The sequence below is a fragment of the Mesorhizobium sp. M7A.F.Ca.ET.027.03.2.1 genome, from assembly GCF_003999175.1.
Taxonomy (GTDB): domain Bacteria; phylum Pseudomonadota; class Alphaproteobacteria; order Rhizobiales; family Rhizobiaceae; genus Mesorhizobium.
This window is the reverse complement of record NZ_RZOM01000027.1, coordinates 1-14,749: the sequence shown is the minus strand read 5'-3', so window position 1 is coordinate 14,749 and position 14,749 is coordinate 1. Positions and strand designations below refer to the sequence as shown.

The window sequence follows — 14,749 nt, the reverse complement described above, 5'->3', positions numbered from 1 at the left end:
TAGTAGCAGCAGTCGAGGCGGTCACTCCGCTGCGTAAATGCCAGCTGACGCGAGCAGCTTCTTGTGGAGAGCCAAATAATGACTTGTTGCGAGCACCATATGTCGAAACCTTTTAGAACCCCGTTATGAAGTGGTTCTACAAACTGGGTTGCGAGTTCCTATGCGCGACGGCGTGGAACTTGCGACGGATGTCTACCGCCCTCTCGGGTACACGGGCAAACTCGCTTCGATTTTGATCCGAACGAAGTACGGCAAGGCCGCATATCGTCTGCCCGAACCCACACGCCCTGTAGCCATGATGTTCGCGGCTCAGGGTTACGCCGTGGTTGTGCAGGAACTTCGTGGGCTCTTTGATTCTGGCGGTCATTTCGCGCTCCTCGAGCATGACGCGAAGGACGGCTACGATACTCTCTCCTGGATCGCCTCCCAGCCATGGTCGACGGGGCGGGTCGGCACGTACGGATGCTCCGCGCTCGGAATCACCCAGGTGCTTACCGCTCAGCTATGCCATCCCGCTCATCGCTGTGCGATCATAGAGGGGGCGGGCGGCACGCTATCTGGCGATCGACAGCGACTGGGGGATTTGCGCCTTTGCGGGTCGCGGCTTGGCGGCGCGCTAGAGTTGAGCATGTGGGTACCCCACTTCCATCAGAGCCATGGCAAGGATCGTTCCCGGCCGCAAGCGAAGGCCGACGAAGAGTACCAGCGCGCATTCGCAACGCTGCCGATCATCGACATCCTCAAGATCATCGGGTCACCGCCCACGGATTGGGAGGACTGGGTTTCACGGGACCCTGGGGATCCCTGGTTCGACAGGTTTGGTTTCCTTCGCGAGGACTCGGCAATTGACCTCCCAGCCCTATTTGTGAACTCGTGGTATGACGTCGGTGCCGCCGACGCACTCTACACGCGGCGCCTCTTCAGCGCTCGGGGGACGAGCGCTGCGGCTCGTGATCACCAGCACATCATTCTCTCGCCAGCCACCCACTGCAAGACCGCGACACTTGAGGCCCCGACAGTCATCGGTGAGCGTGAGTTGGGCGATGCACGCTTGGATTGCTGGCAAATCTACCTGGACTGGTTCGACGGTTGGCTGAAGGAAATGCCCGACCGCATCGAGGCGATGCCCCGCGTCCGATACTATGTCATGGGTCGCAACGAGTGGCGTGCGGCTTCAGAATGGCCACCTGCCGGTGTGGAACTACAGCGTTGGTTCTTGCGAAGCGGTGGAAATTCCAACACTCGCCTCGGCGATGGCGCACTTGAACTCAACCCACCTGCCGAGGACGAGCCAGCCGATAGTTTTGTCTATGACCCTGGCAATCCGGTGCCGTTTTTGGGGGTTCATGGCGGAAACTCAAGGGGGACGACGATGGGCCCTCGTGACTATCAGGAAGTAGAACTCCGCCAGGACGTTCTGTGTTTTACGTCTGACCTCCTTGAAGGGGGAGTTGAAGTCAGCGGTTTCGTCAAAGCCGTCCTTTTCGTCTCATCTTCCGCCCCGGATACAGACTTTGTGGCCAGACTACTTGACGTGCATCCGGACGGGCGTGCCGTTGACGTCGTCGACGGGATACTGCGCGTTCGGTTTCGCGAAGGCTTCGACCGGTCAGTTCTGATGGAGCCGGGCAACGTCTACCAAGTACAGGTTGACCTGGATGCCACGAGCAACTGGTTCCCGCCCGGTCATCGAATTCGGCTCGAGATATCCAGCTCCTCGTTTCCTCGCTTCGATCGAAATCTGAACACGGGCGGCAACAATTGGGACGAAACGAAGTGGGAAGTCGCCCACAACAGCGTGCATCACTGCGAAGAGTTCCCCTCGTATGTTCTGCTACCTATCGCGGCCGCCTGACCCTCGCGCTGTAGGGAATCGAACTCCGCTGAGAGTCTTCTAAGATGAGCGGTCGGACTGGCACTCACGCAACGGCGATTCGAAAGCCGTGCTCCTGGAACGAGGGTCGGTTGCAGTGGTGAACTGACATTCTGCTTTGCTCGCGCCGGGTAGCCGGGACGCGCCGCTCGGCGGCGTGATGGTGCAATGTGAGCCGGCGCAATCAACAGCAGCAGTCTATTCGGCCGAAGCGCATTCGCCGGGAAATCATTGCTTCACGTTAATCAAGCCATGTAGGGCAGATCAGGCGCATAGCTAGGATCATTGGCGTTGCTTGCGTTCCTGCTCCCTACTCGCGAGCCTTCGGCTCGTCAAGGTCGGACATGTGGCCAGCCTTGACCCTTCCGTTTACCGTAGAGTGAGTGTCTCCGAGTCTGACGTGCGGCTGGAAACTCGCCGCTGTAAGTCCATCTTTGCGGTGCCATTCAAATCCAAGCTCTCAAGCAGCCAGCCATAATCGGCTGCATAGCTCATTAGGGGCATTGGGGCAGAAAATAATTCGCCCTCTTTCGGCTGGCCTGTGCGCTGAGGTCGGATGCGGCGAGGGATGCACGGATGCACCAACATCCACCTACAGCTACATCACAAGGCGACTGCCCCCGCCATCAATCACTATTGTCGTGCCATTCAGGTATCTTGCTCGGTCACCGACGATGAATCCAACTAGCTCCGCGAGTTCGTCGGCAGTTCCGATACGCCCCAAGGGATTGGTATTGGCCACACGTTTGATAGCGGCATCTCGGTTGAGACCTTCGTCGACCGTCAACGCCTCAATTCTCTTGTGAACTCTGCCTGTGTCAAAATAACCAGGCGCGACAACGTTCACGCGAACGCCACTTCCCGCAAGTGTATCTGCGAGGTGCTTAGCTAATACTGCTATGCCGGCACGCATGACGTTCGACAGCAGTAGGTGACCTGTCGCCTCGTGCACGCCTCCCGAGGTAACATAGACGATATCGCCCCCACGACCAGACGCTTTCATCGCAGCGGCTGCCGCTCGCGACACCCTTACTGCACTCATGAGAAGCGTCTCGTAGGAATGATCCCAATCATCGTCGCTTAGGTCTTCGATAGTTCCGTGCGGCATATGACCGGAATTTACGACGAGGCAATCAATGCTCCCGAGGAGCTCCAAAGTGCGTTGCAACAACATGTCGACATCTGATCGCCGGGATAAGTCTGCAATTATGCCATGAGCGCCAGCGCATCCCTCAATTTTCTGTAGATCACCTACAGCTTGGTCTAATGCAGCCTTGTTACGACCACAGATAACGACTTCCGAGCGATTTTTAGCTAATCGTTTTGCGATGGCCAAGCCAAGACCCTTGCTACTGGCCATCACCAGAACTTTTCGACAATGATCATTCATAGCGATGATCCCTTCCCGATTGAGAGTGGTCGAGCCGGACCACGGCTCTCTCTCACGACGTGCCGCGTAAGCATGCGTGCTATCTCTGCAGTTTCGAATCTAATAACTGAGCATTATTTGTCTATATATCTGAACGCACATTTCAAGCTGATCCAATTCAATGAACTCATTGTTTGTGTGAGCGCGATCAATGCTTCCTGGTCCTAGCACAATGCAGGGAATGCCGGCCAAAGATAGCTGACTAGCATCCGTGCCGTACGGCACTCCAATGTACGTGCCCGTGCCGGCAATATCGGCACACGCCTGCGCTGCCACAGAAGCTATCTTGCTTGACTCGGCACTGTCCGGAGCAGGATCTTCAAGCGCGGGCAGTAATGATCGGACCTTGATGTCTTCGCGATCCCGCAAACCTTGCAGTATGTTCTCCACTTCTGCCAACGCCTGCTCTGGTCGCTCCCCTGGAACGAGGCGCCGATCCACCCAGATGCGGCACGATGGAGGAACCGTCGTCAATTCCAAGCCACCCTCAATCAGACTTATCGTCAAAGTGGGAGGGCTGACCAAAGGTTGGGTGCGCGAAGCGAGATTCTCGCCGTGTTCGTTGAGCGCCAATATCACCTTTGCCATGCCTGAGATTGCATTGACTCCTAGGTGCGGCTTCGAAGTGTGAGCAGGGACACCCTGAACCTCGATTTGCCAGCGGACTGACCCTTTGTGGGCGACTACAAGCTCGAGCTCGGTTGGTTCGCCAACAACCGCGGCATCATACGACTTGCCGGAGAGAGCGATGGCGCGAGCTCCGATCTTGCGGTACTCTTCATCAATGCTAGCGGCAACGACAATTGTGGCATTCGGCTGACGGTCACCTAGGGTACTCAGGGCGGTCATCATTGCAGAGAGGGAACCTTTTGTGTCGCAACTCCCCCTGCCGTAGAGTCGATTATCCTTCAATTCGGGAGAAAATGGATCGGAAGCCCAATTATCAGTGGGCACCGTGTCCATATGGGCCACGAAAAGAAGGCGCCGACCAGGGTCTTTGCCTGAGATCCAGGTCAAGAAGTTCGAGCGCCCGTCGACAACGTGCTGGAGTTCATAAGGCAGGTTTCGGTCCCGGCAAAACCCTTCAAGATATTCGGCGACCCGCTGTTCTCCGCTGCCCCTGGGTGAAAGCGAAGGGTTGACGCTTTCAATTTTGACAAGGTCTTGAAGAAGCGCCACCGTATCCGCGCTTTGCGATGACATAAATTCTCCTATCCGGTTGTAATCTGGCGCAGCTAATTCGACCATTTCTTGACTATATCGATAACTTGGCCGACTTCTTCTTCGCTGTTGTAAAGATGAAGCGAGAACCGAAGGAGCCCTCGTCGCGTTGATGCAACGACCTTGTTTTCCGCAAGATAGCTGTGCAGCGACGGTATGTAGGCGGCGACTTCTTGCGTTCCGCCGAGTGCAGCCATGTCGCCAATCGCCACAATACTCCCAGTGTGGTCGCCAGGAGGCCCGCCACAGACAGGCAGTCCGGCTTCTAGCAGCCCTGAAGCCAGTCGAGTTGCCAAAGATGTCACATGCTTGTCGATTGCTTCTGTTCCGATCTCCAGCAGTTGCCCCAAGGATGCGTGCGCGGCAATCATGCCTGGGAAATTGTAATGCCCGATATCAAAACGAGGCGCTCCAGCCCGCAGCCTGGCGGCGTTGAGAATGGGAGCCGACTCTGGTGCGTTCCCGAGATCGACGCTAAAGCGAGCGAGGTAAGCTGGCTTTAGCTGATCTGCCCACTCCCGGCGGCAGTAGAGAAACCCCGATCCGTAGAGGCCCATCAATCCCTTCACAGTCGAGACGGCCAAACCATCTACTCCCAACCGGTTGACATCAGTATGGAGAATTCCGACCGACTGAGTCCCGTCCGCCAAAAGGAAGGCGCCATGACGCCTGCACGCCTCCGCGACGGGTTGCGTGACTGTCCGAAAACCAGGAACCATTGTTGCGGTCGAAAGCGCCACAACGCGAGTCCTGGAATCAAGGGCATTGACAATCGCATCTACGGGAATGGCACCATTATCCGGCTCCACCAATTTCAGATCAACATCATGTAGAGCTTTCACCTGGAGCCATGGCAGGATGTTGTTAGCATGCTCAAGTTGAGGGCATAAGACAACGCTGTCGCCGGCTCGCCAGTCAATCGCGTTGGCGATTATGTTGATACTCTCTGACGCGTTCTTTGTGATGGCAATTTCATCTTTATCCGCACCAACAAATCTAGCAAATCTGGCGCGTGTCTTCTCGATGTCCGCCAATTGGCTAAGCTCATCGTTTATCCCGTGCAATCTGTTATTCAGATGATCCTCGAACGACATTCTTGTGGTACGAGATATCAATCCTTGGTTGGCAACATCCATGTAAATAAAGTCTTGCGTCGCTGGGAAATCGTCCCTGATGCTGTCTAATGGAAGGATACTGCCGTTCATAATCATGGAGCTCGTCAATTGCGGTTTACCTTGGTCCAAACGCCGCGGACAGACTCCAGGCGCGAACGCGGCTGGCGGCAGCGGGGAACTAGCTTCGTCTGTGCAGGATTGATCATATCCGTCAGACCATGGGAAATTCCCCCTATTTCTCACCCATGTTGAGGATTTTCTGCATAGATGCGAATTGCGTGCAGACTTTCGAGCCGGGAGGGGGCAGCCAATCGTGCGCGCAGGCACTTTGCATCGGGAGGCCCGCGACGTCAGCGCCTCGGACAGGGGACCCGACGTCAGCGGTGACGGCAGCCGCATTCTTACCCGATCACAAGCCTGCCATCTCAACTGGCAGAACACTCCGACGGCCCGCACGCGCGCCGAGGCTGCCGGAAGTGAAGTGATCTAAGCCGGCGAAGTCCAGGCTCCTGACGCGGGCACAACCTTGGCGCAGATTTCGCCCGACCCGCCGCCATTTTCCCGAGGTTTGGATTGTTGGGATGGCTGTCGATGGAACAGCAATGTCGACGAGGACGGAGGCTTTTGAGCAATCAAGGCCAGCTCAACGCAGGTTTCCTGCGCGAACTTGGAAACGACGGCAACGTTATGCGCAGGTCAGGTGCTACGATACACCGTCCAGCGCGTGGCGCGCCTCTTTGTTTCGAAGGGCTCCTATGAAAGTTTCCGGAATAGACACCATAAAGGTAGAAAAAGACCTGGCTTTTACTATCCAGGAATATCAAAGAAGGCTCAAGGCGGTCCGCGAAGGCATTGCAGCCCGGGATCTGGACATCCTCGTGGTGACGATCCCCGAGAACATGCTTTACCTAAGCGGTTACAACACGCTCGGTTATGCCTCCGCCCAGTATCTGCTTATCCCGCTGGAAGGGGAGCCCCTGCATATCACCCGCGGCATTGAAGAGGTGAATGTCCGGGTCTATTCGTGGATAGATAACAGTACCAGCTACATGGACCACGAGGCCCCGCTCGAGCTGCTCGCGGAAACCCTGCGTAACCTGGGGTTTGCCAAGGCGAAGGTAGGGTTTGAGAAAAAGTCCTGGTTCTTCTCGATCGCCGATTATGAAGCGCTCAAGAGCCTTCTCCCCGATGTGCGCTTCGAAGATGGCTCGATAATTGTCGAGACCGTCCGCGTCGTTAAATCCGATGCTGAAATACACTATATCCGGCAGGCGGCTCGGATTGCTGAGGCCGGCATCGAAGCAGGTATCAACCACATAAGGGCCGGCGTGAACGAGAATGAAATCGCCGCCGAAATCCAGCGCGTGGTCACACTCAAGGGAAGTGAATACCCCGGCTACCCGCCGTTTGTGACTTCAGGCGTGCGCACGAGCTATGCGCACGGCACGTGGTCGGGCCGGCAGATTCAGGCGGGTGATCCTGTCTTCCTGGAACTGTCCGGCACCGTTCGACGCTATAGCGCCGCGATCATGCGGGCTTCCGTGGTCAGTCCATCCAACCGTGAACTCGAGAAAATGGAGGACGTGTCACGAAGCGCGCTGGAAAACATGCTCGACGGCATACGTCCTGATCGCCCTCTCGGTGAGGTGTGGAGTATCTGGTCGGAGACCGTCAACGATGGAGGCTACGAGGGTCGTTTCAAGCGCACAGGGTATTCCATCGGCATCAGCTACCCGCCGGATTGGGGCGAAGGCCACATCCTGTCGTTTAAGCGAGGGGAAACGCGGATCCTCAAGCCGAATATGGTGTTCCATATCCCCTCGATGGTCAAGGCTTTCGGCTTTGCGGACGTCGGCACCAGCGAGACTGTTCGCGTAACCGAAACTGGCTGCGAGATTTTGACGAACTACAAACGTCAGCTTTACGTCCGCTAAAACAGACGCAGGCTTCTGATCGATGATACCGGGCTGGGCCAATCGAGAACAACTTGGGGGTGTTCCGATTGCGGCCCGGTTCGCTGCCAGGCCAGTAGACGCGCAATGTTAACGCACCTGCAAACGCTGCTTCGTCCAACACAGCAGCAGCTGGCGAACATGGGCGTGATCCCAATAGGTGCTTATGTCGATCGGCTCTCCATTGCCCAAGTGAAACCTTTTTCACGGGCGGTGTCGGGTTGATCAAAGTATAGGCCTGATGAGTGCTGAATTTCAGAAAATTGGCCATCTGCCGCCAGTTCGTGATGGCATTGGCCGAAGTCAAGGAGCATTTCGATGTCTCAGGAAGTCGAAGATCTCAACCGCCGCGTTGCCGGCACCTCGCAGTCCGATCCCGAGTTATGGCGGCCCGATCCGACGCTGGGTGCGCCGATCATCCCACCCGACGAGTGGTCTTTTTGGCCTTATAGCAAGTGGACATACTCGCACGTAAGCGAATCTACGCGAACCGCCCGGGTTTGGCGCGGGCCAGGACCGGTCCTGCCGCTTCCAAGTCGGACCAGGGGGGATATCGGTGACATCGAAGTTTCGTCGAGCGACGGCCAGCACGCCACGATCCGCGAATACCTCGAGAGGGACTATACTGACGGGTTTCTGGTTTTGCACCAGGGCGAGATCGTGTTCGAAACATACATGAATGGTATGGAACCGCATTCTCAGCACATCGCCAGATCGGGTTCCAAGTCCATCACCGGGACGGTGTTCGGGATTCTTGTGCACCGTGGGCTTATCGACCCTGAAAGTCTGGTAACACGGTATCTGCCGGAACTACAGGCCACCGCCTACCGCGGCGCCACGGTGCAGCACTTGCTGGACATGACTGCGGGCGCCACTCTCAAGGGATTGTGGTACGTGCCAAACAACGATTACTTTAATTACGTTGTAGCCACAGGATACTTCGGCCACCCGGAGGGACATCCTGACGCTCCTCCCGATATATGGCAGGCCATTCTGCGGATAACCGAGCAGGAGGCGCTGCACGGCGCGCGGTTCAAGTACTTTGACCCCAACATCGACGTGCTGGGGCTAATCATGCAGCGCGTATCCGGCAAGTTTCTCCCGGAACTGTACAGCAGCGAATTGTGGAGTCCGATGGGGGCGGAGGAAGACGCCTGCCAAATCGTAGACAAGTCTCGTTTTTCAATGTCGTCCGGTGGATTTCAAGCCACACTCCGTGATTTCGCGCGCTTCGCGCTGCTGCATCTGCGCGGCGGCAGGCTCAACGGCAGGCAGATCGTTCCATCTGAATGGATCGAGGCGATAAGACGCCCTAAGTCTCATCTATTCGACTTGTTCGCACCGAACGGTTCTTATGCCGATGCCAGTTCAGACCTGCCCAATGGCGCTTATCACAATACGTTCTGGATTGAAGACCAAGAGAGAGGCGCCTACATCGCGTGGGGGTATGGTGGCCAGGTGATCTATATTGATCCTCAAGCAGACTTCGCGGCGGTGAAGCTCTCACACCAGCCTGGCCAATCACCGGTGAAGCGGGCACAGTGGCCTGACCAAGTTTACCAGGCCCCCAAAGCCCTTCCCTTTGATGCGTTCGGGGCGATTCGCGCCATCCGAGATGCGCTGGAAAGTTAAGAAACCGGTGCGAGATCGTAGCGGTTCGGCGATGCAAGACCGCCGGAGGGGCAGGGTCGGGTTACGCACGAAGGTAAGCTGATTTTTGCGATCGAGATCGAGCGCGGCCTGGATTGGTTGTGATAGCCGATGTTGCTGCCGAACTCCAGACCGGCGCAGTCAACCGGCTGTCACGCGCCGTCCCGCCGACATCAATACGATCGACTTTGTCGAGGCGGCCACAATGCGGGGCGAAGGCCGCGGCTGGATCATCTTCTGCGAGGTTCAGCGGAATGTCTCTCGCCGCTACTCTCGGAACTCGGCCTTCGCTTCATCTTCGCCGTGCTCTTCCTTCTGACCCGTCCTTTCGTATCCTCACGGTGAGGTACAGTGACGGCTGGCTTGCTGAGTTGGCTGAAGGCAGTGCAAAGCACTCGGAGTAGCCCTGTGACGAAGCATCAGGTTGAGCGGCTGGTCGCGGCGACTTTCGAGGGCTGGGGCCAGTGTTTCGGCGATCGCGCGATCGGCGAGCCTTCAGTGCCAGCTTTTCCGGTCGCAAGGAGCTCTGCCAGATCTCCGTGCCGTCCGTGCCGCAGCTTGTTACCGTGGAGGTCGTTTTGGCGAAGCCAGCGCATATGTTCCGTCCGGGCGATGAAGAGCAGCATGGAAAAATGGAGCCTGGCGGCATCCGTCGGCTGTGGATCGAGAGTATCGACACCTACGCGCTCGGCCGGTTCCTTGATGTGCTGGAGCGGTCTGTCCAGTCTCGAACGGCGTGGAGGTGTGGGTGGCCACTGGTTATATAGACATGTGCAAGGCTTCTCCGGCCTCGCATTGATACTGCAGGAGACCTCGAAGCGTGTTTCAGAGGATGTGGCCATCCCGGACGAGTTCGTCCATCACCGAGCGCACTGCGCTTTCGGCGATTGCAGCGATCTCTTCGACTTCTGCCTTGGTTGCTATCAACGGCGGAGCAAAGCCCAAAATGTCCCCGTGCGGCATGGCACGAGCGATAAGACCACGGTCACGGGCAGCCTTCGAAATTCTGGCACCAACCTTGAGCGTCGGATCAAAACGTTTGCGTTTGTGCCGATCGGCGACAAATTCGATTGCGCCCATAAGACCGACGCCGCGCACTTCGCCGACGATCGGCAACTGCGCGAATCTTTCCTTCAATTGCGCCTGGAAGAATGCGCCAACGTTGCGAGCATTGCCGGGTAGGTCTTCCTTCTCGACAATGTCGAGAACCGCGTTCGCCGCCGCCGCTCCGATCGGATGACCTGAGTAGGTATAGCCGTGGGAGAATGCACCGACTCTGTCGGCTCCATCTTCCAGAACCTTGTAGACCTTTTCACCGACGATTGCCGCGGAGAGCGGGAAGTAGGCCGACGTCAAACCTTTCGCGATCGTGATCAGATCTGGCTCGATGCCATAGTGCTGGGAGCCGAACATCGAGCCGATCCGGCCGAAACCGGTGATGACTTCATCAGCAATGAGCAGCACATCATGCTTTTTGAGGACCGTCTGTATCGCTTCCCAGTAACCTTCCGGCGGAGGCGTGATGCCGCCCGTGCCGAGCACCGGCTCGCCGATGAAGGCGCCAACATTGTCCGGGCCCAGGCGTTCGATCAGCTGATCCAGCTCGGCGGCGCGGCGAGCGGAGAATTCGCGCTCGGTCTCGCCCGGGGTCGCACCCCAGTAATGGTGTGGAACACCGGTGTGAACAATCTGCGGGAGCGGCAGATCCATGTGGTCGTGGTAAAAGCTCATGCCGGTCATGGACCCCGACACGACGCTGCAGCCGTGATAACCGCGCTCGCGCGAGATGATCTTTTTCTTGTTCGGCTTGCCCCGAAGATTGTTGTAGTACCAGACCAGTTTGGCCTGCGTCTCGTTGGCGTCCGAGCCGGACATGCCATAAAAAATCTTGCTCATCTTACCTGGCGCCATTTTCACGAGACGGTCAGACAGGATAGCAAGTTCGTCGGTCGTGTGCGCGGCGTAGGAATGGTAATAGGCGAGACGGTGAGCTTGACGGGAGATCGCCTCTGCGACTTCGGTGCGGCCGTAGCCGACGTTAACGCAGTATAGGCCAGCGAAGCCGTCGATAAACTGGTTTCCATGCGCATCCTGGATGCGGATGCCTTTGCCCGTTTCGATGATCGTTGGATCACCAAGCTTGCCGCTAGCGAAATCCCTGAGCTGCGTGAAAGGATGCAGGACAGAGTTCCTGTCCTTCTCGCTTACTTCTTTGATGTTGATAGTCATCAACGCATCCTCTTATGCTGCAAGATTTCCGAAGCAGGTGTATTTGGGTTCTAGATACTCGGTAATGCCATGTTTTGAGCCTTCCCGGCCGAGTCCGGACTGTTTCCATCCGCCAAAGGGGATGGGCGCTCCCGTAAATTTTGGGGTGTTGACCGCCACCATGCCGTATTCGAGCCGGTCGGTGAGCCGCATCGCGCGGTTAAGATCTCGGGTGTAAATATACGCCGCAAGACCCATCTCCGAGTTGTTCGCGCGCGCGAGCACCTCCGCTTCGTTGTCGAAGGGCAGAATTGCAGCCACAGGCCCGAACGTTTCTTCTTTTGCAACCAGCATGTCGTCGGTCACATCGGCGAGCACTGTCGGCATCACGAAGTTCCCACCAAGAGCGGTATGTGCGCCGACTATCATTCGAGCCCCTGCTGAAAGAGCCTCGGAGATCTGCCGCCTGCATTTTTCGGCACCAGATGCCTTGGTCATTGGACCGATGTCGACGTCGATCTCCAATCCGTGTCCGACTTTCAGTTTGCTGGTGGCCTTGCCGAATTCTTCTACGAACCGGTCATAGACTCCCCGCTGAACGTAAATCCTGTTTGCTGCCAAACAGTCCTGGCCGGATGTAGCGAACTTTGCTGCCATGCAGCCTGTCACCGCAGCTTCCATCGGCACGTCGTCGAAAAGAATGAATGGAGCATTGCCGCCCAGCTCGAGCGAAGCTTTCTTTACAGTCCTTGCGGACTGCTCAAGCAGGGATCGCCCGACCTCGGTCGAGCCCGTAAATGAGAACGCGCGCACATCGGTATGTTCCAACAGCCGCTTTGCAATTGGGGGAGCTTCGCCGGTTATCACCTGAAACACGCCGGCGGGGATTCCTGCGTCTTCGGCAAGACGCGCAAGCGCGAGTGCCGACAAGGGTGTTTCTGGAGCAGGCTTTACAATCATGGTGCAGCCAGCGGCCAACGCCGCTCCGGCCTTTCTTGTGATCATTGCCGATGGAAAGTTCCATGGTGTGATAGCAACGGTCACTCCGATCGGCTGCATCTGCACGGCCAGCCGGCTTCCAATTATATGGCTGGGGATGGTTTCGCCGTATGCTCGCTCGCCCTCCGCTGCAAACCAGTCCAGAAAGCCCGCGGCGTATGAGATTTCGCCGCGAGCCTCCGCGATAGGCTTGCCTTGCTCGGCGGTCATGATGACGGCCAGATCTTCCGCATTTTCGCGCAATCCTGTCGCCCACTTCCGGAGGTATGCGCCCCGTTCTGAAGGAAGCAAGTCGCGCCACCGCAGGAATGCGCTTCGCGCGAAACGAACCGCATTATCTACATCAGACATTTCGCAGGCTGCCACCTGAGCCAGTTCTTCGCTGGTAGCGGGATCGACCACAGCGAGGGTTTCGGGCTTCAAGAGCCAAGCGCCATTCACATACGCGCCTCGTTGCAGCAGGTCCGGGCGTTTGAGGCCCTCCAATGCAGCGGTTGCGGAACCTTTCATCTAAAACTCCGGATGGGCGTTCAATTTCATCAAAATTAGCGCTGTAAAATCGTCGATTGGCAGCGCAGTTGCAGCCTACCAAGCCGTTCTCCTGCGAATAGTGACGTGCAGACGAATTGTTCCGCCTTGCGCGACTGCTGCGTCGCTATTGCTAGAAGAATGGCAGCACAGGTGGTGCGAAAGCGGGCTGAACGGTACTCGCAGGTGTCACCTAATGGAACTTAAAAGCTTTTTCGGGCAGTACTTCCGCATGCCGCCGAACTGAAAGAAGGCGCCCTCCGTCCCTTGCTAGTCTGCGTGCCATTGAATTGCGACGCTCGAATATGCATAGGCCGGCCAGAAGCCCGGCATCGCGAAAGGGGCAAGCGTCCGCCCTGGGACAAACGCGTGCGGTGAACTGCTGAACGACACGATGTTCACCTTGGTCGCACACACCGCTCTTCGATCGTCCTATAGGGAGCGCAGACCAGAACAGCGCGCGGGCCTCGCTCGCAGAGCGGATGGCAGCGCCGAAAGAGTTCGGACAAACTTTCAATGCGGTACAGTCGCGCGCTGCTCAACGCGAACCGCTTCGCGCCAGCGAGCATCGCTTCCCCGCCCTTGAGGGCTTCGCGACTACGACTAAGAGCCTCCGCCTTCTCAGCCTGAGAAAACGACGGTCTTGTTCCCATTCAGGATAACGCGATCCTCAAGGTGTAGCCGAACAGCGCGGGCCAAGACCTGTCGTTCAATGTCGCGTCCCTTGCGGATGAGGTCGCCCGGCGTGTCTTGTGGGATATACGCTCTACGTCCTGTTCGATAATTGGACCTTCATCGAGATCCGAGGTCACGTAGTGGGCTGTCGCGCCAATAAGTTTTACTCCTCGCAGATGCGCTTGATGATAGGGCTTGGCGCCCTTAAAGCCGGGTAGGAATGAGTGGTGGATATTGATGCACCGCCCAGCCAACCTGGCTGCGAAACCGTTTGACAGGATTTGCATGTAACGGGCGAGAACAATGAGATCGGGGTCGGTGTGCTCGATCAGCTGAACAAGTTTCGCTTCCTGCTGCGCCTTGTTGTCTCGACTGACGGGAAGGTGAAAGAAGGGCAAATCCTTCAGATCAGTAGAGGCAAGGTGTTCTTGGCCGTGATTGGAGACCACTGCAACCGGTTCCATTGGCAACTCACCAATGCGCCACCGATTGAGAAGGTCTGCAAGGCAATGATCGAACTTTGAGACCAGGAACATCACTCGCTTGGGTAGCGACAATGGCCGCAGGGTGTAGGTCATCCCCAGACGATCGGCGAGTTCCGCAATCCTACTGGCCGGTTCGTTGCTGAAGGTTGCATCGCCGAGACGTGCGAAGTCTACCCGCATAAAAAACAGCCCCGTTTCCGGGTCGCTGTATTGCTGCGCCTCCAGAATGTTGCATCCTGCTGCGTAAAGCAGCCCTGCAACTGCGGATACGATGCCTGGCTGGTCCCCGCATGACAGCGAAAGGACCATAGACTGGTCTGATGACATTGGCGAAGAGTCCAAATGATCTGTTGACGATGGCCAGGTGCAAGAATCAGGCCTTGAGAAACTCAGGCGCGATCAACTCCCCGGCGTCGCGCCACTCGCCCTTCACGCGGCTGCGCCCTGCGTCAAAGAATGGCCGCAGAGAAGCTATGGCGGAATAGAGCTCTCCGGCAATCTCGATCTCGAATGACCCTGATGACAGCCAGTCCGCCGTCACCCCGGTATCCGAGGTGAGATATCCCGTGCCGATACCACAGCCGACAGTGTGGCCAAATCCGGTGGAGCGCAGG

At 57.2% G+C, this 14,749-nt stretch carries 9 protein-coding genes and 2 pseudogenes; 4 read left to right on the top strand and 7 right to left on the bottom strand.

All coding sequences use genetic code 11. From position 1 onward, the window contains the following. The first annotated feature begins 160 nt into the window (after positions 1-160). Positions 161-1,855, top strand: coding sequence for a CocE/NonD family hydrolase (locus EN750_RS02660; protein WP_135883745.1), 1,695 nt, complete (start codon positions 161-163; stop codon positions 1,853-1,855). Positions 1,856-2,471: 616 nt separating this feature from the next. On the opposite strand, the gene EN750_RS02655 is transcribed toward EN750_RS02660, so the two are convergent. From EN750_RS02655 to EN750_RS02645, 3 genes are all read right to left on the bottom strand, one after another. Beyond that, on the bottom strand, positions 2,472-3,263 hold the full coding sequence (locus EN750_RS02655) for an SDR family oxidoreductase (RefSeq protein WP_127395559.1): 792 nt from the start codon (positions 3,261-3,263) through the stop codon (positions 2,472-2,474). 99 nt (positions 3,264-3,362) lie between these two features. Further along, a complete protein-coding gene (locus EN750_RS02650) occupies positions 3,363-4,550 on the bottom strand; it encodes a M20 family metallopeptidase (protein ID WP_245482588.1) in 1,188 nt (395 codons plus the stop codon). After that, the gene (locus EN750_RS02645; protein ID WP_245482587.1) at positions 4,538-5,728 is read right to left on the bottom strand and encodes an aminotransferase class V-fold PLP-dependent enzyme; all 1,191 of its coding nucleotides are present in this window, start codon (positions 5,726-5,728) and stop codon (positions 4,538-4,540) included. The genes EN750_RS02650 and EN750_RS02645 overlap by 13 nt, the downstream gene beginning before the upstream one ends. Positions 5,729-6,393: 665 nt before the next feature. On the opposite strand from EN750_RS02645, the gene EN750_RS02640 reads away from it, so the two are divergent. From EN750_RS02640 to EN750_RS40380, 3 genes and pseudogenes are all read left to right on the top strand, one after another. Further along, positions 6,394-7,572, top strand: a complete 1,179-nt coding sequence (locus EN750_RS02640; RefSeq protein ID WP_127395556.1) for a Xaa-Pro peptidase family protein — start codon at positions 6,394-6,396, stop codon at positions 7,570-7,572. Between the two features lie 336 nt (positions 7,573-7,908). Next, positions 7,909-9,222, top strand: coding sequence for a serine hydrolase (locus EN750_RS02635; protein WP_127395555.1), 1,314 nt, complete (start codon positions 7,909-7,911; stop codon positions 9,220-9,222). A gap of 158 nt (positions 9,223-9,380) precedes the next feature. Further along, positions 9,381-9,573: pseudogene (locus tag EN750_RS40380) on the top strand (ABC transporter permease); the annotation flags it as partial. A 492-nt stretch (positions 9,574-10,065) separates the two neighbouring features. Here EN750_RS40380 and EN750_RS02625 read toward each other — a convergent pair. The 4 genes and pseudogenes from EN750_RS02625 to EN750_RS39275 form a co-directional block, all read right to left on the bottom strand. Beyond that, positions 10,066-11,469, bottom strand: a complete 1,404-nt coding sequence (locus EN750_RS02625) for an aspartate aminotransferase family protein (protein WP_127395554.1) — start codon at positions 11,467-11,469, stop codon at positions 10,066-10,068. A gap of 12 nt (positions 11,470-11,481) precedes the next feature. After that, positions 11,482-12,957 carry an NAD-dependent succinate-semialdehyde dehydrogenase gene (locus tag EN750_RS02620; protein WP_127395553.1) on the bottom strand — a complete coding sequence of 492 codons (1,476 nt, stop codon included), beginning with the start codon at positions 12,955-12,957 and terminating at the stop codon, positions 11,482-11,484. 639 nt (positions 12,958-13,596) lie between these two features. Beyond that, positions 13,597-14,444, bottom strand: a pseudogene (gene purU, locus EN750_RS02615) (formyltetrahydrofolate deformylase). A gap of 64 nt (positions 14,445-14,508) precedes the next feature. Next, the coding region (locus EN750_RS39275; RefSeq protein WP_189526012.1) for a glycine cleavage T C-terminal barrel domain-containing protein at positions 14,509-14,749 on the bottom strand (241 nt) is incomplete at its 5' end.